This window comes from Streptomyces thermoviolaceus (assembly GCF_045209695.1).
GTDB lineage: Bacteria > Actinomycetota > Actinomycetes > Streptomycetales > Streptomycetaceae > Streptomyces > Streptomyces thermoviolaceus.
Genome location: NZ_CP109280.1, coordinates 3,076,387 through 3,095,986 on the forward strand (window position 1 = coordinate 3,076,387; position 19,600 = coordinate 3,095,986).

At 70.1% G+C, this 19,600-nt stretch carries 17 protein-coding genes; 9 read left to right on the forward strand and 8 right to left on the reverse strand.

What is annotated here, in order from left to right:
• Nucleotides 1-146: 146 nt before the first annotated feature.
• Together dnaN and dnaA are read right to left on the reverse strand one after the other, a co-directional pair.
• Nucleotides 147-1,277 (reverse strand): DNA polymerase III subunit beta, encoded by a 1,131-nt coding sequence (gene dnaN / locus OG899_RS13455; RefSeq protein ID WP_125496681.1) that lies wholly within the window; start codon nt 1,275-1,277, stop codon nt 147-149.
• A 1,290-nt stretch (nt 1,278-2,567) separates the two neighbouring features.
• Nucleotides 2,568-4,607: a chromosomal replication initiator protein DnaA gene (gene dnaA / locus OG899_RS13460; protein ID WP_168131841.1), complete on the reverse strand. Its 2,040-nt coding sequence runs from the start codon at nt 4,605-4,607 to the stop codon at nt 2,568-2,570.
• 364 nt (nt 4,608-4,971) lie between these two features.
• Here dnaA and rpmH point away from each other — a divergent pair, with 364 nt between their 5' ends.
• The 9 genes from rpmH to OG899_RS13505 all read left to right on the forward strand — a co-directional run bounded on the left by rpmH (nt 4,972) and on the right by OG899_RS13505 (nt 11,766).
• On the forward strand, nt 4,972-5,109 hold the full coding sequence (rpmH, locus tag OG899_RS13465; RefSeq protein ID WP_003956500.1) for a 50S ribosomal protein L34: 138 nt from the start codon (nt 4,972-4,974) through the stop codon (nt 5,107-5,109).
• Between the two features lie 21 nt (nt 5,110-5,130).
• On the forward strand, nt 5,131-5,502 hold the full coding sequence (gene rnpA / locus OG899_RS13470) for a ribonuclease P protein component (protein WP_125496683.1): 372 nt from the start codon (nt 5,131-5,133) through the stop codon (nt 5,500-5,502).
• Nucleotides 5,499-5,852 carry a membrane protein insertion efficiency factor YidD gene (yidD, locus tag OG899_RS13475; protein WP_406311042.1) on the forward strand — a complete coding sequence of 118 codons (354 nt, stop codon included), beginning with the start codon at nt 5,499-5,501 and terminating at the stop codon, nt 5,850-5,852. The genes rnpA and yidD overlap by 4 nt, the downstream gene beginning before the upstream one ends.
• A 3-nt stretch (nt 5,853-5,855) precedes the next feature.
• Nucleotides 5,856-7,136, forward strand: coding sequence for a membrane protein insertase YidC (yidC, locus tag OG899_RS13480; protein WP_125496685.1), 1,281 nt, complete (start codon nt 5,856-5,858; stop codon nt 7,134-7,136).
• A gap of 15 nt (nt 7,137-7,151) precedes the next feature.
• The gene (locus tag OG899_RS13485) at nt 7,152-7,664 is read left to right on the forward strand and encodes a R3H domain-containing nucleic acid-binding protein (protein WP_125496686.1); all 513 of its coding nucleotides are present in this window, start codon (nt 7,152-7,154) and stop codon (nt 7,662-7,664) included.
• Nucleotides 7,665-7,785: 121 nt separating this feature from the next.
• Nucleotides 7,786-8,502, forward strand: coding sequence for a 16S rRNA (guanine(527)-N(7))-methyltransferase RsmG (gene rsmG, locus OG899_RS13490; protein ID WP_168131840.1), 717 nt, complete (start codon nt 7,786-7,788; stop codon nt 8,500-8,502).
• Between the two features lie 265 nt (nt 8,503-8,767).
• Nucleotides 8,768-9,835, forward strand: a complete 1,068-nt coding sequence (locus tag OG899_RS13495; RefSeq protein ID WP_125496688.1) for a ParA family protein — start codon at nt 8,768-8,770, stop codon at nt 9,833-9,835.
• Nucleotides 9,832-10,929, forward strand: a complete 1,098-nt coding sequence (locus OG899_RS13500) for a ParB/RepB/Spo0J family partition protein (protein ID WP_125496689.1) — start codon at nt 9,832-9,834, stop codon at nt 10,927-10,929. Before OG899_RS13495 ends, OG899_RS13500 begins: the two co-directional genes overlap by 4 nt.
• A gap of 219 nt (nt 10,930-11,148) precedes the next feature.
• Nucleotides 11,149-11,766 (forward strand): GNAT family N-acetyltransferase, encoded by a 618-nt coding sequence (locus tag OG899_RS13505; protein ID WP_125496690.1) that lies wholly within the window; start codon nt 11,149-11,151, stop codon nt 11,764-11,766.
• A 141-nt stretch (nt 11,767-11,907) separates the two neighbouring features.
• Here OG899_RS13505 and trxA read toward each other — a convergent pair whose 3' ends face one another.
• The 6 genes from trxA to murJ form a co-directional block, all read right to left on the reverse strand.
• Nucleotides 11,908-12,240 (reverse strand): thioredoxin, encoded by a 333-nt coding sequence (gene trxA / locus OG899_RS13510; RefSeq protein WP_168131839.1) that lies wholly within the window; start codon nt 12,238-12,240, stop codon nt 11,908-11,910.
• A 44-nt stretch (nt 12,241-12,284) separates the two neighbouring features.
• Nucleotides 12,285-13,256, reverse strand: a complete 972-nt coding sequence (gene trxB, locus OG899_RS13515; RefSeq protein ID WP_125496692.1) for a thioredoxin-disulfide reductase — start codon at nt 13,254-13,256, stop codon at nt 12,285-12,287.
• 323 nt (nt 13,257-13,579) lie between these two features.
• Nucleotides 13,580-14,524 carry a hypothetical protein gene (locus OG899_RS13520; protein ID WP_168131838.1) on the reverse strand — a complete coding sequence of 315 codons (945 nt, stop codon included), beginning with the start codon at nt 14,522-14,524 and terminating at the stop codon, nt 13,580-13,582.
• The gene (sigM, locus tag OG899_RS13525) at nt 14,521-15,261 is read right to left on the reverse strand and encodes an RNA polymerase sigma factor SigM (protein ID WP_168131837.1); all 741 of its coding nucleotides are present in this window, start codon (nt 15,259-15,261) and stop codon (nt 14,521-14,523) included. Before sigM ends, OG899_RS13520 begins: the two co-directional genes overlap by 4 nt.
• A gap of 23 nt (nt 15,262-15,284) precedes the next feature.
• Nucleotides 15,285-17,015 (reverse strand): protein kinase family protein, encoded by a 1,731-nt coding sequence (locus tag OG899_RS13530; RefSeq protein ID WP_125496695.1) that lies wholly within the window; start codon nt 17,013-17,015, stop codon nt 15,285-15,287.
• Nucleotides 17,016-17,140: 125 nt separating this feature from the next.
• Entirely contained in the window at nt 17,141-19,597 is a 2,457-nt protein-coding gene (gene murJ, locus OG899_RS13535) for a murein biosynthesis integral membrane protein MurJ (protein ID WP_168131836.1), read from the reverse strand.
• Nucleotides 19,598-19,600 lie beyond the last annotated feature (3 nt).

Sequence of the window (19,600 nt, forward strand, 5' to 3'; positions counted from 1 at the left end):
ACGTGGCGTGAGGGCACATTCGTACCCGCGTCCGAGCCTAAACCCGGATCTTCACGCACATCCGTGGGCATAGGCGCTCAAACGCACACGCCCGAGGCCGTCGTGCGGTGGCCCCACGGGGGGTGAGGACCACCGCCGCGCAGGGCTCAGCCGCTCAGCCGCACCGGCATGATCAGGTACTTGTACGACTCGTCCGCCTCGGCGTCCACCGCCGGCTTGCCGTTGAGCAGCGCCGGCTTGGTGGAGGTGGTGAAGGACAGCTGGGCCACCGGGGAGTCGATGGCGCTCAGGCCGTCCAGCAGGAACGTCGGGTTGAAGGCGATCGAGATGTCGTCGCCGTCCAGCTGGGCGTCGATCCGCTCCACAGCCTGTGCGTCGTCGCTGCTTCCGGCCTCCAGCACCAGCACGCCCTGCTCGAAGCTCAGCCGCACCGGGGTGTTGCGCTCCGCGACCAGGGACACACGCTTGACGGCCTCGACGAACGGAGCGGTCTCGATGGTGGCCACCGAGTTGAACTCCGTCGGGAACAGCGTGCGGTACTTCGGCAGGTCGCCCTCGAGCAGGCGGGTGGTCGTCCGGCGCCCGGAGCCCTCGAAACCGATCAGGCCCTCGCCGGCGCCCGAGCCGGACAGCGCGAGCGTGACGCTGTCCCCGCCGGTCAGCGACTTGGCGGTGTCCAGCAGGGTCTTCGCCGGGACCAGGGCGACCGCGGAGGCGTCCGGGTTCTCCGGCTTCCACAGGAACTCCCGGACCGCGAAGCGGTAGCGGTCGGTGGAGGCCAGCGTCACGGTGTCGCCCTCGATCTCGATGCGGACACCGGTCAGGACGGGAAGCGTGTCGTCCCGGCCGGCCGCGATCGCGACCTGCTGCACCGCGGCGGAGAAGACCTCGCCGGGGACGGTGCCCGTGGCGTTCGGCATCTGCGGCAGGGCCGGGTACTCCTCCACCGGCAGGGTGTGGAGGGTGAACCGCGAGGAGCCGCAGACCACGGTCGCCCGCACCCCGTCGGTGGAGATCTCCACCGGGCGGTTGGGCAGCGCGCGGGAGATGTCGGCGAGCAGGCGGCCGGAGACCAGGACCGTGCCCTCCTCCTCGACCTCGGCCTCCACCGACACGCGCGCGGAGACCTCGTAGTCGAAGCTGGACAGGCTCAGCTGGCCGTCCTCGGCCTTGAGCAGCAGGCCGGCGAGGACAGGCGCCGGCGGACGGGCCGGGAGGCTGCGTGCCGCCCAGGCCACTGCCTCCGCGAGTACGTCGCGTTCCACCCGGATCTTCACCGTAAGCCGCCTCCTGCTGCTGTTGCCTTCGGGTGCTCCTGAGTCCTGTGCGGTGTCACCGCCCTACGGGACGGGAAGGACTCCCGGGACCAGTCTGACGTACCGCACCGACAGTAGGGGCCCGTCGCGGTCGGCTCGTCGCCCGGGGCAGCCGGGCTCGCGGCGGGCAGTTGTGCACAGGGCCCACCTCGAAACGAATCCCGCGCTCTCTCTCGTCGGGGGTAGTAGTAGGCCCTGTGGATACCGTGGATAACCACGTTTCCGCAGGTCGGCGCCGCGATTTTGTCCACGGACCCTGTGGGCGCCCGTCGTGGACAACTCGGGGGCTCTGTGGAGAACAGGAAGTTCTGCACATCCCACCCACAGGCCGAGGCGGGTTCTCCCCAGCTGCGTCCCCAGTTTTGCGCTCGTTTCCCACATCCCGGTCCGGCAGCTCCGTGTGACGGCTTTCACTCGACGCAGTGAGCGGGGGTGGCGTCTTGCCGAACAGTGGACAGGGGTGTGGAGAAGACGCCGATCGCTGGGGACAACCGCCCACAACCTGTGGGTCACCGGTGGACAACGTACGGCACGGACTGTGGACCGACCCGTCGTCCACAGCCTGTGGAAGGTGTTCGTCCACGAGTCCACAGGCCCGTGAGCTGGGAGGACGACTCTCGCACAGCACAGCTGTGGATGCTGATCGGGACAACTTCCCGGTCCCCAGCGTGTGGACGGAAAAAAGTCGCCGAATCTGTGGAGAAGAGCCGTAACCAAGCCGGTATTCGAACAGCGGGGCCGGCCGGGCCTGTTGGCGCGATCGGCTTGCCGGGGCCGGGACCGTGTGGCGGGGCTGCGGACGTGCTGAGGGCTGCGGACGTGCCAGAGGCTGTGGGCCGTGTGCCGGTGGACCGTGGGGCGCTGCCGGCCGGTTGGTCGCCGGACGGCGTGACGCGAGCTCGTCGGGTGCCGCCGGCCGCTTCCGGAGCGCGTGAGGTGGGGCGCGGGACACGGCCTTGTGGGGCGCTTCCCGGTTGCGTGGTGCGCGTCCGTGGACCGCCCGGGACGGCTGCCGGGCCGGCGCCGGCCCGGGTCCGGACCGTGTCCGCAACCCGGCCTGTGAGCCGCGCTCCCGGCCGTTGCGTGGCACGGGCCCGGGAACGGGACGATCCAGGGCTGCCCGCGGTACCGCTCCCGCCGCCCCCGGATACGCGCAGGGTGCCCCCGGATACGTGCAGGGTGCCTGCGGACACGCGAAGGGCGCCCGCGGGATCGCTCCCGGGGCGCCCTGCACATGCGCTGCGGCGGTCGTCAGCCGTTCTTGATCCGGTTCGTCAGCTCGGTGACCTGGTTGTAGATGGAGCGCCGCTCGGCCATCAGCGCGCGGATCTTGCGGTCGGCGTGCATGACGGTCGTGTGGTCGCGGCCGCCGAACTGAGCGCCGATCTTCGGCAGGGACAGGTCGGTCAGCTCCCGGCACAGGTACATCGCGATCTGCCGTGCCGTGACCAGCGCACGCCCGCGCGAGGTGCCGCACAGGTCCTCCACCGTCAGCCCGAAGTAGTCGGCGGTGGCTGCCATGATCGCCGTCGCCGTGATCTCCGGGGCGGTGTCCTCCCCGCCGGGGATCAGGTCCTTCAGGACGATCTCCGTCAGACCCAGGTCCACCGGCTGCCGGTTCAGCGACGCGAACGCCGTGACCCGGATCAGCGCGCCCTCCAGCTCGCGGATGTTGCGCGAGATGCGGGAGGCGATGAACTCCAGCACCTCCGGCGGGGCGTTCAGCTGCTCCTGCACCGCCTTCTTGCGCAGGATCGCGATGCGCGTCTCCAGCTCCGGCGGCTGGACGTCGGTGATCAGTCCCCACTCGAAGCGGTTGCGCAGCCGGTCCTCCAGCGTGACCAGCTGCTTGGGCGGCCGGTCACTGCTGAGCACGATCTGCTTGTTGGCGTTGTGCAGGGTGTTGAACGTGTGGAAGAACTCCTCCTGCGTCGACTCCTTGTCCGCGAGGAACTGGATGTCGTCGACGAGCAGGATGTCCATCTCGCGGTAGCGCTTGCGGAAGCTGTCGCCCTTGCCGTCGCGGATGGAGTTGATGAACTCGTTGGTGAACTCCTCCGAGCTGACGTACCGCACCCGCGTGCCCGGGTACAGGCTGCGCGCGTAGTGCCCGATGGCGTGCAGCAGGTGCGTCTTGCCGAGCCCGGACTCGCCGTAGATGAACAGCGGGTTGTACGCCTTCGCGGGAGCCTCGGCGACGGCGACCGCGGCCGCGTGCGCGAACCGGTTGGAGGCGCCGATCACGAACGTGTCGAACAGGTACTTCGGGTTCAGTCGCGCCGTCGGCTCGCCGGGATGGCCGCCCGAGGACGGCTGGCCGCCCGACGGGCCGTGGACACCCGCGCCCGAGCCGGCTGGCCCCGTCCGGTGCACGGGCCCCGAGCCGGCGGACGGCTCACGGCGCCCCGGCTCGTGCTGCTCGTAGTCGCGTGCCTCGTACTCGCGTGTCTCGAAGTCGCGTGTCTCGAAGTCCCGCTGCTCGTACTCGCCGCGGGCGGAGTCGTAGTCCGCGCGGGACGGGTCGTACGACGGGCGGTCCACCGGACGCGCACGGTAGTCCTGCGGTGCCGCGGTGTAGGAGTCCGCTCCGCTGCCGTACGCGTCCGCGGCGCCGTAGCCGTCGCGGGAGCCGTACGGGGGCTCCTGCGCGGGCTGGGCGTACGGGTCGCGTTCGGGGTAGCCGAGCCGACGCTGCTGCCAGCCGTAGTCGTCCTGGCCGTGGCGCGGCCAGGCACCGGGCTCGGTGCGCTGGTACTCGGCGTAGTCGGTGTACTCCGCGGGGTAGGCCGGGCGGGCGGTGGGCAGCGAGTCGCCGTCGGACGGGCCGGTGCGCGGCGGCGGCAGCTGCTCGCCGGGCGCGCCCGGATGCTGGTCGGCGCGGGAGGGGCGCGGGCTGTCGGACAGATGGTCGGCGCGGTGCCGGCCGTAGCCCTCGTAGCCGCCCTGACCGGTGGGCAGCTCCTGCTCCTCGTAGCGCGGCGCAGGGGTCGGCGAGGCAGGCGGGCGGGACTCGCCCACGGAGCTGTCGACGGTGATCGCGATCCGGATCGGCCGGCCGCACTCCCGGGTCAGGGTCTCGCTGACGACCGGGGCGAGGCGGCCTTCGAGCACGCCCTTGGCGAACTCGTTCGGCACGGCGAGCAGGGCGGTGTCCGCGACCAGCGCGAGCGGCTGGCACCGGCGGATCCAGTGTTCGTCCTTCGCCTCGACGCCCTGTCCGCGGCCCTCCCCGAGGAGCTGCTCCAGTACTCGCGGCCACACTGCGGCAAGATCGGCGGGTACGTCAGCCACAGGGCACGCTCTCTCACGGGTCCCACGAACGTGTGGTTCGGGACGGGTCGGGATGTAAACGGGGGACAGGAACGAATGGGAGTCCAGCCACGGTAGTCAGCGCGGCGGGTGCGGTTCAAGTTGTTGTCCCCAGCCTGTGGACAAGCCGGTCGCGAGCCGGGCTGGTTTGACCGGATGCCGCGAGCCCGCGTACCGTAACCAGGTCGAGTTGTCGATGGCTGCTGCCGCCTGCCTCCGAAGGGCACGGATCACGTCAGGTGATCGGGAAGCGGTGCACTCGGGCGTCACTGCGAGCTACTCGTGGGCGCACGGTGACAGCCAGGACGGCACCCCGCCACTACCGAACTTTTTCTGGAGCCCCCGAGTGAGCAAGCGCACCTTCCAGCCGAACAACCGTCGCCGCGCGAAGACCCACGGCTTCCGGCTGCGTATGCGCACCCGTGCCGGCCGCGCGATTCTCGCGTCCCGCCGGAGCAAGGGTCGCGCCCGTCTGTCCGCCTGATCCCGGTCAGGTCATGACGTCGTGCTGCCCACCGAGAACCGGCTGAGGCGGCGCGAAGACTTCGCGACCGCTGTACGACGAGGGCGCCGGGCAGGCCGCCCGCTCCTCGTCGTCCACCTTCGTTGCGGTGCCACGGACCCGCACGCGCCTGGGGAGAGCGCTCCTCGGCCGCGTGCGGGTTTCGTCGTGAGCAAGGCCGTGGGTGGCGCGGTCGTGCGCAATACCGTGAAGCGCAGACTTCGTCATCTGATGCGTGACCGGATCGGTCAGCTTCCCCCCGGTAGCCTGGTAGTCGTACGAGCGCTGCCCGGGGCGGGTGACGCCGACTCCGCACAGCTGGCCCGAGATCTGGATGCCGCCCTTCGACGACTGCTGGGAGGGGGCGCGCGATGAAGTACCCGCTGCTGGCGCTGATCAAGCTGTACCAGTGGACCATCAGCCTGTTGCTCGGGCCGGTGTGCAAGTACTACCCGTCGTGTTCCCACTACGGCTACACAGCCATCGACCGGCATGGTGCGATCAAGGGCACGGCGCTGACCGCCTGGCGCATCCTGCGGTGCAATCCGTGGTCGCTGGGCGGCGTGGACCATGTTCCGCCGCGCAAGCGCCCGCGGTGGCACGAACTGCTGCGCGACGCCTGGCGCGCACGCAAGGGCGGGCCCTCCGCCGCCGAACCGGCCACCGGCGGACTCGTTCCGTCGAGCCCGGCCGCGAAGACCTCGTCCCATGCCCAAGGAGCATGATTAGTGGACACGATTGCCAGCCTCTTCAGTTTCATCACCTGGCCCGTCTCCTGGATCATCGTCCAGTTCCACAAGGTGTACGGCGCCCTCTTCGGCGCCGACTCAGGGTGGGCGTGGGGCCTGTCCATCGTGTCCCTGGTGATCCTCATCCGCATCTGCCTGATCCCGCTCTTCGTGAAGCAGATCAAGGCGACGCGCGCGATGCAGACGCTCCAGCCGGAGATGAAGAAGATCCAGGAGCGCTACAAGAACGACCGGCAGCGTCAGTCCGAAGAGATGATGAAGCTGTACAAGGAGACGGGCACCAACCCGCTCTCCTCGTGCCTTCCCATCCTGGCGCAGTCGCCGTTCTTCTTCGCCCTGTATCACGTGCTCAACGCGATCGCGACCGGCAAGACCATCGGTGTCATCAACGAGCCGCTGCTCGCCAGCGCCCGTAACGCGCACATCGTCGGCGCCCCGCTGGCCGCGAAGTTCATGGACAGCTCCGACAAGGTCGCGGCTCTCGGCGCCTCGCTGACCGACGTCCGGATCGTCACCGCGGTCATGATCGTGCTGATGTCGGCCTCGCAGTTCTTCACGCAGCGCCAGCTGATGACGAAGAACGTCGACACCACGGTGAAGACGCCGTTCATGCAGCAGCAGAAGATGCTGATGTACGTCTTCCCGATCATGTTCGCCGTCTTCGGCATCAACTTCCCGGTCGGTGTCCTCGTCTACTGGCTGACCACCAACGTGTGGACCATGGGCCAGCAGATGTACATCATCCATAACAACCCGACCCCGGGGTCCAAGGCCCAGGCCGCCTACCTGGAGCGTCTGTACAAGCACGTCACGCAGCACGGCAAGACCCGCAACCGGCGTGAGCGTGCGATCGTCAAGGCGATCGTCGCCAAGGGCCGCGACCGCAACGAGTTCGAGCGCAAGTTCATCAACGGGCTGAACAAGGCCGGCCTGGCGGCCCAGGCCGACGGCACCGTGGTGAAGAGCGACGCGGCCGCCGTGGCCCAGGCCGCGGACGGAGCGACCACGACCGCGGCCCGGCGCCAGCAGCCCAAGCGGCTGACCAAGGCCCAGCGTCAGTCGGGCGGTGCGAAGGCCGCCGGCGGCGAGTCCGCTGCGTCCACCACAGCCACGTCCGACCGCCCCCAGGACGCCGCCGGCCAGAACGCCCAGAAGCCCGGGAACGGTGCCCGCAGCAAGGCCCAGTCCGGCCAGCGCAGCAGGGCCCAGTCCGGCCAGCGCAAGGGCCCGCAGCGGCCGAAGTCCCCGTCCAAGAAGTAAGAAGGAGCCCATCCCGTGACGGAAGGCACCACCTCCGCCGCTGCCGTGGATGCAGACACCCTGACCCGCCTGGAGCAGGAGGGCGACATCGCGGCGGACTACCTCGAGGGTCTGCTGGACATCGCCGATCTCGACGGCGACATCGACATGGACGTCGAGGGCGACCGCGCCTCCGTGTCGATCATCAGCGACACGGGCAGCCGCGACCTGCAGAAGCTGGTCGGCCGGGACGGCGAGGTGCTGGAGGCGCTGCAGGAGCTGACACGGCTGGCCGTGCACCGGGAGACCGGTGACCGCAGCCGTCTGATGCTGGACATCGCCGGCTACCGCGCCCGCAAGCGGGCCGAGCTGTCCGAGCTGGGCGCCAAGGTCGCGGCCGAGGTCAAGAGCACCGGCGAGGCCGTTCGGCTGAAGCCGATGACTCCGTTCGAGCGCAAGGTGGTGCACGACGCGGTCAAGGCCGCGGGCCTGCGCAGCGAGTCCGAGGGCGAGGAGCCGCAGCGCTTCGTCGTCGTGCTCCCCGCCTGAGCGGTACCCCAGTCCCTTCGGCCCCGTCTGTAGCGCAGGCGGGGCCGAAACTTTCTCATCAGCCTGATAGTTCTGAACGGTCGGCGCGGATGCGCTGATGCGGTACGGAAGGACGGTCCCCGTGACGGAGGCAGCTGAGCTTCCCCCTGCGCCCGAGCAGGCACGCGACGTATTCGGTGAGCGCTTCGCGGACGCGGTCCGGTACGCCGAGCTGCTGGCCGAGGCAGGAGTGCAGCGAGGGCTCATCGGCCCGCGGGAGGTGCCGCGCCTGTGGGAGCGGCACCTGCTGAACTGCGCCGTGCTCTCCGAGGTGGTGCCCGAGGGGGTGACGGTGTGCGACGTGGGCTCCGGTGCCGGCCTGCCGGGCATCCCCCTGGCCCTGGTCCGGGACGACCTGAAGATCACTCTCCTGGAGCCGCTGCTGCGCCGCACCAACTTCCTCACCGAGGTCGTCGAGCTGCTCGGGCTCGACCATGTGACCGTGGTACGAGGCCGGGCCGAAGAGGTCCTGGGCAAGCTGCCGCCGGTGCATGTGGTGACCGCCCGTGCCGTCGCGCCGCTGGACCGGCTGGCCACCTGGGGCATTCCCCTGCTGCGCCCGTACGGCGAGATGCTCGCGCTCAAGGGCGACACGGCCGAGCAGGAACTGAAGAGCGCCGCCACCGCGCTGAGCAAGCTCGGTGCGGTGGAGACGTCCATCCTGCATGTGGGCGAGGGAGTGGTGCAGCCCCTGTCCACCGTGGTGCGCGTCGAGGTCGGGGAGAGCCCCGGCGGTGTGCGCTTCGCGGCCAAGCGGGCGAAGGCCGCCCGGACGGGCCGCGCCCGGCGCCGCCGCTGACAACCCGCATCGGCGGCTCCTACTCCACACCAGCTGCCGAACTCGGGCAATACGGAGTGTCGCGACAGTTCGGCCACGGCTGCTGTGCATCGTGTTTCACGTGAAACGTCGCTCACTGTTGCACGGCATCATCAACCGTGGCCGCGCTGCGGCCCAACCACGTGACCGGAGGCCTCTCGGTTCACCGGGAGGGGGAACGGGGTTGTCCACAGAGCCGGTTTTCTCCACAGAACGACAGGCCTCACTGGTTCGCGACCCGGAAGGCGTGGGAGGCTCTGTCTGTCCCGAGCCTGAAGTCGAGGAGAGTGAATCCTTGCGGTCCGACGCCAACATCGCGGGACCGATGACCGATCCGGTCCCTGGTCCCCGTACCGAGTCGACGGGGGAGAACGTTTCACGTGAAACACCGCCTCCGATGGACGACACTCCGATCGGCCGAGCCGCCCACCTGGCGGTCGAGGCTCTGGGCCGCGCCGGCGAGGGGCTTCCGCGACCGGACCGGACACGCATCATCGTGGTCGCCAACCAGAAGGGCGGCGTCGGCAAGACGACGACCACCGTCAATCTCGCCGCGTCGCTGGCCCTGCACGGCAATCGTGTGCTGGTCATCGACCTCGATCCGCAGGGGAACGCGTCCACCGCACTGGGGATCGACCACCACGCCGAAGTCCCCTCGATCTACGACGTGTTGGTGGACAGCAAGCCGCTGCCCGAGATCGTTCAGCCCGTCAGGGACGTGGAAGGCCTCTTCTGCGCCCCCGCCACCATCGACCTCGCCGGTGCGGAGATCGAGCTGGTGTCCCTGGTGGCGCGGGAGAGTCGCCTGCAGCGAGCGATCAACGCCTATGAGCAGCCGCTGGACTACATCTTCATCGACTGCCCGCCCTCGCTGGGGCTGCTGACGGTCAATGCGCTGGTGGCCGGACAGGAAGTGCTCATCCCGATCCAGTGCGAGTACTACGCCCTGGAGGGCTTGGGGCAGCTGCTGCGCAACGTCGAGCTGGTGCGGGGCCACCTCAACCCCACACTCCATGTGTCGACCATTCTGCTCACCATGTACGACGGCCGGACCCGGCTGGCGGCCCAGGTGGCGGAAGAGGTGCGCGGTCACTTCGGTGACGAGGTGCTGCGGACGAGCATTCCGCGCTCCGTCCGTATCTCCGAGGCGCCCAGCTACGGGCAGACAGTGTTGACTTACGATCCTGGATCAAGCGGCGCTCTCTCCTATTTGGAGGCGGCGCGGGAAATCGCGCTGAGGGGTGTGGGGGTCAGCTATGACCACGCCCACCTCGGCGCACCGAGCGAATCGAACATGGTGGAGGGGATGCAGTGAGCGAGCGACGGAGGGGGTTGGGCCGTGGTCTGGGCGCACTGATCCCTCCTGCCCCAACCGGGGAGAAGGCGGCGGCTCAGGCGGCGCTGGGGGGTGCGGCCACCACCTCGCCCGCAGGTCCGCTGCTGACGGCGGAGCGCAGTGACCGTGGGGTGGCCGCCGCCAAGGTGGCCGGGCTGGCGCCGGTTTCACGTGAAACAGGGAGCAGCGCTGCGGGCATCCCGGCGCCTCCGATGGGCGCCCACTTCGCCGAGATCCCCCTCGACCAGATCACGGAAAACCCGCGTCAGCCCCGCAAGGTCTTCGACGAGGAGCCGCTGGCCGAGCTGGTCACCTCGGTCAAGGAAGTGGGTCTTCTTCAGCCCGTGGTCGTACGGCAGCTCGGGCCGGAGCGCTACGAGCTCATCATGGGCGAGCGCCGCTGGCGGGCCTGCCGCGAGGCGGGGTTCGAGAAGATCCCGGCGATCGTACGGGCCACCGACGACGACAAGATGCTGCTGGACGCCCTGCTGGAGAACCTCCACCGGGCCCAGCTGAATCCTCTGGAAGAGGCGGCCGCCTACGACCAGCTGCTGAAGGACTTCAACTGCACCCATGACGAGTTGGCCGACCGCATCGGCCGTTCCCGCCCGCAGGTCTCGAACACCCTGCGTCTGCTGAAGCTGCCGCCGGCGGTGCAGAGCCGGGTCGCTGCCGGTGTGCTGTCCGCCGGTCATGCCCGGGCGCTGCTGGCCGTGGAGGACCCGGAGGAGCAGGACCGGCTGGCCCGCCGGATCGTGGCGGAAGGGCTCTCGGTCCGGGCCGTCGAGGAGATCGTCCAGCTGATGGGGGGCGGCCCGCAGAAGGCATCGCGCACCAAGCGGCCACGTGCCGGCGCCCGGGTCTCCCCGGCCCTGGCGGAGCTCGCCACCCGGCTCTCCGACCGCTTCGACACCCGGGTGAAGGTCGACCTGGGTCAGAAGAAGGGAAAGATCACCGTCGAGTTCGCCTCCATGGAGGATCTGGAGCGCATTCTCAGCACGCTGGCTCCGGGAGAAGGGCCGGTGCTGCAGAAGAGCCTCGCGGAGGGCGCCACGGAGGAGACGGGCGGCTGAGACGTAGGTGAGCGTGCGGCTCCGGCTCGAGGCGGGCCACGACGCTCGGACGATGCGGGCCGTGTTCCGGTGTGTACGGGACACGGCCCGCTCTGTGCTGTGAGACGGTATCGAGGGCATCGCATCCGTGGTTACGATGCGACCGAGTCTGCTTTTTCCTCATTGTCGGCCGATGGCCGTTCGTGACGTTGCAGGCGAAGGAAGCGAGGAACAGCCTCCATGGGCCGCAAGCTCCTACCGCTCACACTCGACAACCTTCAAGACCTGCCCAAGCGTTGTCGTGCGTGCGTCTTCTGGGAACTCGATCCGGTCAGTGGTGAGGCCGCGGTGAAGGCGGGCACGCCGGCTCTGGAGAAGGAGGCCTGGATCTCGGCCGTTCTCCTGGACTGGGGGTCCTGTGGCCGGGTTGTCTATGTGGACGATGTTCCTGTGGGCTTCGTGCTCTACGCTCCCCCTGCCTATGTACCGCGGTCCACGGCGTTCCCCACGAGTCCGGTGTCCCCTGATGCGGTGCTGCTGATGACCGGGTTCATCATGCCGGGCTACCAGGGGCAGGGACTGGGCCGTGTCATGGTCCAGACGGTCGCCAAGGATCTACTGCGCAGGGGCTTCAAGGCGATCGAGGCGTTCGGGGACGCCCGGTGGACGGAGCCCGCGTGTGTGCTGCCGGCCGATCATCTGCTGGCGGTGGGATTCAAGACCGTCCGGCATCATCCCGCGCATCCGCGGCTGCGGCTGGAACTGCGGTCGACCCTCTCCTGGAAGGAAGACGTGGAGATGGCGATCGACCGGCTGTTGGGGGCGGTGCAGAAGGAACCGGCGCTCCGCCCTCTCTGACCGGTGCGACATCTCACCGAGGGCGACGGAGAAGAACTGCCGCTCGGCATCCGGACAGCAGCAGAAGGGGCCGACCCGAGTGGGTCGGCCCCTTCCTGTTTCACGTGAAACACGCGCCGCCGACTGCAACGGCGTGCGTCGTCACTCGGAGATGAAGTCCTCCAGGTCACGCAGAAGGGCAGCCTTCGACTTGGCACCGACGATGGTCTTGGCGACCTCGCCCTTCTGGTAGACGTTCAGCGTCGGGATCGACATGACGCCGTACTTCGCGGCCGTGGCCGGGTTCTCGTCGATGTTGAGCTTGACGACCTCGAGCTTGTCGCCGTGCTCGGCGGCGATCTGCTCCAGGGACGGGGCGATCTGGCGGCAGGGACCGCACCAGGAGGCCCAGAAGTCCACCAGGACGGGCTTGTCGCTCTTGAGGACGTCCTCCTCGAAGGAGGCGTCGGTCACGTTCTTCAGGGTGCCTGCCACGGCGGGCTCCTTCTGTGAATCGGGCGGTGGGATGGAAGAGAGTCTCAGACGGTGGTCTTCTCGGGCTCGGCCTGCTGCTCGGTGTCCGCGAGAGCGGCAAGGTAGCGCTCGGCGTCCAGAGCGGCGGAGCAACCGGTGCCGGCCGCGGTGATGGCCTGCCGGTAGGTGTGGTCGACAACATCACCGGCGGCAAAGACACCGGCGATGTTGGTGCGCGTGGACGGGGAGGCGACCTTCAGGTAGCCCTCCTCGTCGAGGTCGAGCTGCCCCTGGAAGAGCTCGGTCCGCGGGTCGTGGCCGATCGCGATGAACAGGCCGGTCACCGCCAGATCCGTCAGCTCCCCGGTCTTGACGTTGCGCAGCTTCAGCCCGGACAGTTTCTGGTCGCCCTGGATCTCGGCGACCTCGCTGTCCCAGATGAACTTGATCTTCGGGTCGGCGAAGGCGCGCTCCTGCATCGCCTTGGAGGCGCGCAGGGTGTCCCGGCGGTGGATGATCGTCACGGACTTGGCGAACCGGGAGAGGAAGGTGGCCTCCTCCATCGCGGTGTCGCCACCGCCGACCACGGCGATGTCCTGGTCCTTGAAGAAGAAGCCGTCACAGGTGGCGCACCAGGAGACACCGCGGCCCGACAGGGCGTCCTCGTTCGGCAGACCCAGCTTGCGGTACTGCGAGCCGGTGGCGACGATGACCGCCTTCGCCTTGTGCACCGTGCCGGAGGTGTCCGTGACCGTCTTGATCTCACCGGTCAGGTCGACGGAGACGATGTCGTCCGGAACGAGTTCGGCACCGAAGCGCTCGGCCTGGGCACGCATGTTGTCCATGAGCTCGGGACCCATGATGCCGTCGCGGAAGCCCGGGAAGTTCTCCACCTCGGTGGTGTTCATCAGCGCACCGCCGGCGGTGACGGCTCCTTCGAACACCAGCGGCTTCAGGGACGCACGGGCGGTGTAGAGCGCCGCCGTGTAGCCGGCAGGCCCGGAGCCGATGATGATCACGTTACGGACGTCGCTCACGGCTTGATTCCTCGTCTCTGGACGGTGTCCTACGGCCGGGGGAGCCTTACTCGTTGACTCTCACCCCACCCAACGGATCCTAAGGGGCCTGCATTCCCGGCGTGCCCGGACGCACCGGGAGACCACGGGGCCACCGGCGCAGCGGTGGGGAGACGACGCGGGCAGCCGGCCCCCGAGACGAGCGCGGCACGGGTGCGGGGGCGGCCGGCGGACCCGGCTGGCGGCACGCGGCCGATGCACGCTCCCTCGGCTGAGCACACCTCGGCGAGCGTCCACGGGCCGGGGTGCCCAGGGCCGGGAACGGTCCGTGGAGTCGGGCGTGCTCAGGGCCGGGGATAGGAGCGGGACAGCAGCACCGTGGCCGGGGCCGTGGGCTGTCGGACACAGGTCGCGTCGACGACGTAGGCGGTGACGCGGGCAGCATCGCCGGAGAGATCGGGCAGGACGACGAGATAGGCGTCCTTGCCGGCATAGGTCCCCTTCTCGGCGGCGAGCGGGCTGTCGGAGGTGCGGAGGCCCTCCCGGACGCATGCCGGGACCGAGGTCGTCGGGGCGCTCTTCAGCACCGTGGGGTGACCGGTCCCGGCCGCCCCTCCGGCGTCGGAGGACGTACCGAAGCCGTGCGGGGCCTCGGTGGCGTCTTGTGTCTGCTCCGCGGCGTCTTGTGTCTGCTCCGCCGGGCCGAGCAGCTCGGTCACCTGCTGCTCGAGCGTTCCTTCGGAGAAGGTGTCCGCAGAGGTGCTGGGTCGGTCCTGTGCCGCGGTGTGGGACTTCTTGTCGTCCTGCAGGGCGGCCAGCAGAGCGGAGGCGACCACCACGGCGGCCGCCGTGCAAGCGGTGGCGAGCATGCCGAACCTGCGCCGGGCGCGGGGTGTGCGGGACGTGCGGCCCGGCCCGGTGGCGGCGCCGATGGCACGGCCGGCCGGGCGATGAGCCCCCGGACGGGGCGCGGGACGGTCTGCCACCGGGCGGGCCGCCGCCGTTTCACGTGAAACATGCGCGCCGTCCTCCCGGCCGTCGGCCGTGCGCTCGGCGGCGAGGGCGGCGTCGATCCGGGCCGCGACGTCGTCGGGCATGCCCTCGGGCTCCGGAGCGGAGCCCAGCAGGCTCCGGATCTCCTCCAGCGAGGCACGGACGTCCGCACATGCGGTGCAGGCATCCAGATGTCGGCGCAGTTCCTGAGCCCGGTCGGGCGTCACGAGGCCCTCGGAGAGATCGGCGATCTCCGTGACGTCCGGGTGGTCTGCCGTGTCCGCCGTGGATGTCACGCTCGCCCACCTCCGCCCTTCGCAGCAGCTGGATCGTTCGGTCCCGGGGCCGGGGAGCCCAGGTCTGGTGCCGGCCTGGCGCGCCGGGTACCTGCCGATGGGACGGACGGCCCCGGTACCCGGTTCCCCTCCGCGTCCGGTTTCCCTGGCGCCCCCTGGCTCCCGGGCCTTAGATGACCGAGCAGCGGCAGCAGTCTGGCCCTGCCCCGGGCGCAGCGGCTCTTCACCGTACCGACGGGGACGCCGAGGATCCGGGCGGCCTCGGCGACGGGGTAGCCCTGCATGTCGACCAGCACCAGGGCGGCTCGCTGGTCGGGCGGGAGGGTGGCCAGCGCCTTCACGAGCTGCCGCTGCACATCGTTGCGCTCGGCGGGCGCGGACGCCGACTCGTGCGGCTCCAGCAGCTGCTCCAGACGCTCGGTGTCGTCCACCGGAGTGGTCTTCCGCGAGGCCGCCTTGCGGGCCCGGTCCAGGCAGGCGTTGACCGTGATCCGGTGCAGCCAGGTGGTGACCGCGGACTGCCCCCGGAAGGTGTGAGCGGCCCGGTAGGCGGAGACCAGAGCGTCCTGCACGGCGTCGGCGGCCTCCTCCCGGTCGCCCAGGGTCCGCAGGGCGACCGCCCAGAGACGGTCACGGTGGCGGCGTACCAGCTCACCGAAGGCGTCGGGGTCACCCGCGACATGGCGGGTCAGGAGGTCCTGGTCGCTCATGCCGCCGTAGGCGGTGCCGTCCGCCATCGCACCCCTCCCCCCGGTGACGGTCAGCTGGTGAGACTCGTGAACGTCACGTCGGTGATGGCCTGCTTGTAGCCGGCATCGGAGAACGCGCTCGGGTCCTCGCCCGAGTACGGCACGGCCGTGAGCCAGACCAGGACGTACCTCGTCTTCACCGGCTTGGTGACCTGGATGCTCGCCGACTTTCCGTTGGTCGTGACGCTGCCGATCTTCTGCATCGCCTCCAGGGACGGAGGCGTCAGGGAGTCGGCGGAGTACAGCTCGACGGTGGTGTGATCGCCGTTGTACCGCAGACCGATGGTCGCCGCGTCGACGTTCTTGGCGGAGCCGAGGTCGTAGACGATGCCCACGCCCGGCTTGTACGGCGCGAGCGTCGGGCCGTCGATGAACGTGTTGGTCTTCCAGTAGGTCGCGCTGTTGCCGTCGTAGGTCTTGCCCACATCACCGGGGTGCTGGGCTTCGCCCTTGGCGACGAACTCCTGCGCCCCCTGGATGGCAAGGGGCACCGTCTTGTGCTGGTCGTTGCTCTTGTCGCCGTCGTCCTGTGTCTGCGACTGGTTGTCCTTGTCCGGTCTGCCGCCGTGATCCATCAGGGCCTCGGCCAGCTGCCAGCTGCCCAGGCCCAGAGCAGCGATGAGCAGGGCGGAGACGGCCCACTTCAGGGCCTTGCCGGTGCGGCTCTGCAGCGGGGGTGGCGGGGCCGGGACCGGCGCCGCGACACCGGGCCGTGGCGTCGGACGGCCGTAGGTCCCCTGCTGGTGCGAAGTGCTCTGGTACTCCGGAGGCGCGGTGAACGCGGGCTCCGGAGGGCGGATGCGCGGCATCTCGCCGATCGCCTTCACCAGCTCCTCCGGCGTGGTGCACGGAGACTCGTGGCGGGAGGCGGTCGCACCGTCGTTGGCGAGGGCGCGCATGGCCAGTTCGGACAGCCCGCGGTGGACGCCGGCGCGCACCTGGTCGGGAGGGAGGAGGCCGACATCCTTGGGCAGGCCGGACAGCCCGTAGGCGTCGGTCTCGTACGGCCAGCGCTGGGTCAGTGCCGCGTACAGCAGGGCGCCGATGGCCTCGGTGTCGGTGCGCTGCGGGGTGTCGGAGCTGATGCCGCGCAGCGCGGCGTTCACGGCCAGACCGCGGATGCGCCACTGGCCCGTGGAGGTGCGCAGGACCGCGTTGGGGTTGAGCCGCAGATGGGCGAGACCCTCGCGGTGGGCGGCGGCCATGGCGGCGGAGACCTGGCTCACCATCTGGTAGGCGTCGTACGGTTCCAGCGGACCCGCGGACAGCAGCGTGGTCAGCTCGGTGGCGTCGGGCAGCCATTCATGGACGACGTAGACCAGGTCGTTCTCCTCGACGGCGTCGAGGACCTGGACGAAGCGAGGGTCGCCGAGCAGCGCGGAGGAACGGGCGGCGGCCAGCACGGAGCGGGCGCGTGCATGGTCCGCGGGCAGCACGTGCACACCGACGGCGCGGCGGAGCTTCTCGTCCACGGCACGCCAGCTGCTGAATCCCTCCAGGCGGGTGACGCACTCCTCCAGCCGGTAGCGTCTGGCGAGCTTGTGGCCGCTGTGCAGCTCGGGCGGCGTGGTCTTCCGGTCGGCAGCCCGGCTGTCGCTGCTGCCCTGCTCGTCGTCGCTGTCCGTGCCCCGCTTCCGGTTCTGGGCCACACCGTCGGCCGTGGCCAGGTCCGCCTGTGCGGTCAGCGGCTTGTCACCGCTGGTTTCTGCCACGTCGACGGCAGCCGTGCTCCGTTCCGCCACCGTCGCTCCTGCCTCCCCAAGTTCGCGTTCCCGCGCGCTGTCCGACGCCGAGACCAATTGTGCCCACAGTCCGCTGCTATGCACGACACGCAGCAACGGCGGAAGGTTGTGCGCCTACCCCCGTCTCAACGGCCCAGCCGTCCGCGGACCATGCCGACGAGCGAGTTCAGTTCCTCGATGCGCATCCGGCGGGCGGCGAGGAAGAAGATGACGAACAGCACGGCGCCGCCGGCGAGCAGCTCGGCGAACGAGCCGATCACACCCTGCCCCAGCGTGTGGTTGATGCCGTAGCAGGCGGCACCGCTGAGCGCGGCCGCCGGCACCGAGGCGATGCACAGCCGTGCGTACGTCCGGGTCACGCGCGCACCGTCGAGATCGCCGCCGAGCCGCTTGCGCAGCCGGGCCCAGGCGACGCCCACGCCGATGGCGTACGCGATTCCGTAGGAGAAGGCCATGCCGATGACCGCCCAGCGGGCCGGCAGCAGCAGGTAGCACAGGGCCGAGGCACCCGCGTTGACCGCGGCGATGATGACCGTGTTGTAGAACGGCGTCCGGGTGTCCTCGTAGGCGTAGAAGGCGCGCAGCACGACGTACTGCACGGAGTAGGGGATGAGGCCGAGGCCGAAGGCCATCAGCATGTAGCCCATGTTGACGGCCTCGCCGGTGCCCGAGGAGCCGAAGATCAGCGTGCAGATGGGGACACCGAGCGCGACGAACCCGAAGGCGACGGGCACGATGGCGACGGCCGTGGTGCGCAGGCCCTGGGAGATGTCGTCGCGGACGGCGCCGGCGTCGCCCTCGTGGGCGGAGCGGGAGATCCGCGGCAGCAGGGCCGCCATCAGGGAGACGGTGATGATCGCCTGCGGCAGGCCCCAGATCAGCTGGGCGTTGGCGTAGGCGGCGTAGCCGGTGCCGTCCACGGGCGAGTTCGTGGCCGCCGCCGTGGACAGCCGGGTCACCACGATGTTGCCGGCCTGGTTGGCGAGCACGAACAGCAGCGTCCACTTGGCCAGGGCCGCGGCCTTGCCGATCCCGTGCCCCCGCCAGTCGAAGCGCAGCCGCAGCCGGAAGCCGGTCTCCCGCAGGTACGGGAACATCGCCAGGGCCTGGACGACCAGGCCCAGCAGGATGCCCACGCCGAGCAGCCGCTGGCCCTCCGGCGGGATGGTCGACACCTTCATCCCGGACTCCGCGGCGCTGCCGTAGACCCAGATGAACATGCCGAGCGTGACGATGATGACGATGTTGTTCAGGACCGGGGTCCACATCATCGCGCCGAAGCGGTTCCGGGCGTTGAGGATCTGCCCCATCACCACATGGATGCCCATGAAGAAGATCGAGGGCATGAAGTAGCGGACGAAGGTGATGCCGACCTGGTTGGCGGACGGATCACCGGCCACGGACGGCGAGAGCAGCCTCACCAGCAGTGGTGCTGCCACGACCGCGAGGACGGTGAGCCCGCCCAGCACGACCATGACCAGGGTCAGCAGCCGGTTGGCGTAGGCCTCGCCGCCGTCGTCGTCGTCCTTCATCGCCCGGACGAGCTGGGGCACGAACACGGAGTTCAGGCCGCCGCCGACGGTCAGGATGTAGATCATCGTCGGCAGCTGGTAGGCGACCTGGAAGGTGTCGCCGAGCAGACCCACGCCGAGCGCGGAGACGATCATCGCCGACCGGATGAAACCGGTCACGCGGGAGACCAGCGTGCCGGCCGCCATCACGGCACTCGACTTCAGCAGCCCCGCGGCCTTGCCGCCCTTCTTCGCCGGCGCGGGCGCGGGCTCGTCGGTCGCCACGGACCCCGCTGCCGCCGTCTCGGCTCCCCCGCCGCCCGGAGCGTACGGGCCTGCCGCCTGCTGACCGGCCGCCGGGGCCGGTCCGGCACCGGCGTAGGCCGCTCCCGCCTGTGGCGAGGGGCCGTAGCCGTGCCCGGCGGCCGACTGGTAGCCGGCCTGGCGGGGGTCGTAGCCGTAGGGCTGCCCGGGGTCCTGGTAGCCGCTCGGCGCGCCCTGGGCACCCGTGCCGTACCGGGGATCCGCATAGCCGTCCGGCTGAGGTGCCGCGGGAACGTCCTGTTGCGCCGGGGAGGGGATGCCGCCCTGGCGGGAGTCCTGGTAGGAGCCCTGCTGGTCCCGGTAGAGATTGGCGAAGGCGTCCGGCTGGTGCTGCGCCTCGCCGGAGTGGCTGACGAGATCGTCCACGCCCACGTACTGGGTGGTGCGCGGATCGTCCCCGTACGGCAGGTACTGGGTGGCCGAGGACGGCTCCGGGGGCGGGGTACGGGCCCACACCCGCGGATCGGGTGCCTGCGGAGACTGCGGCGGCGGGTCGTACAGCGGCTGCTGCGCCGGGTACGCACCCGGGGCCGGCGGCGGGTGCGCGGCACGGTCGTACAGCGCCTCGCCGACCGGGTCCTGCGCGGTCAGGTCCTGTGCCCGGTAGGGGTCCTCGCCCAGGGCGTCCTGGACGTACGCGTCCGCCGGGGGCTGCGGCGCCTGGCCGTTCCCGGGCTGCGGCGCCGCACCGGGGTAGCCCTGGCTGCCCACGGCCCGGCCGCGGTCACCGTCGTACGGCGCGTTCATGCT

Excerpts from the sequence above, each read along its gene's own strand:
- yidD (WP_406311042.1), top strand. The coding sequence starts at position 5,499 with ATGAAGTACCCGCTGCTGGCGCTGATCAAGCTGTACCAGTGGACCATC.
- OG899_RS13505 (WP_125496690.1), top strand. The coding sequence starts at position 11,149 with ATGGGCCGCAAGCTCCTACCGCTCACACTCGACAACCTTCAAGACCTG.
- sigM (WP_168131837.1), bottom strand. The coding sequence starts at position 15,261 with ATGGCGGACGGCACCGCCTACGGCGGCATGAGCGACCAGGACCTCCTG.
- murJ (WP_168131836.1), bottom strand. The coding sequence starts at position 19,597 with ATGAACGCGCCGTACGACGGTGACCGCGGCCGGGCCGTGGGCAGCCAG.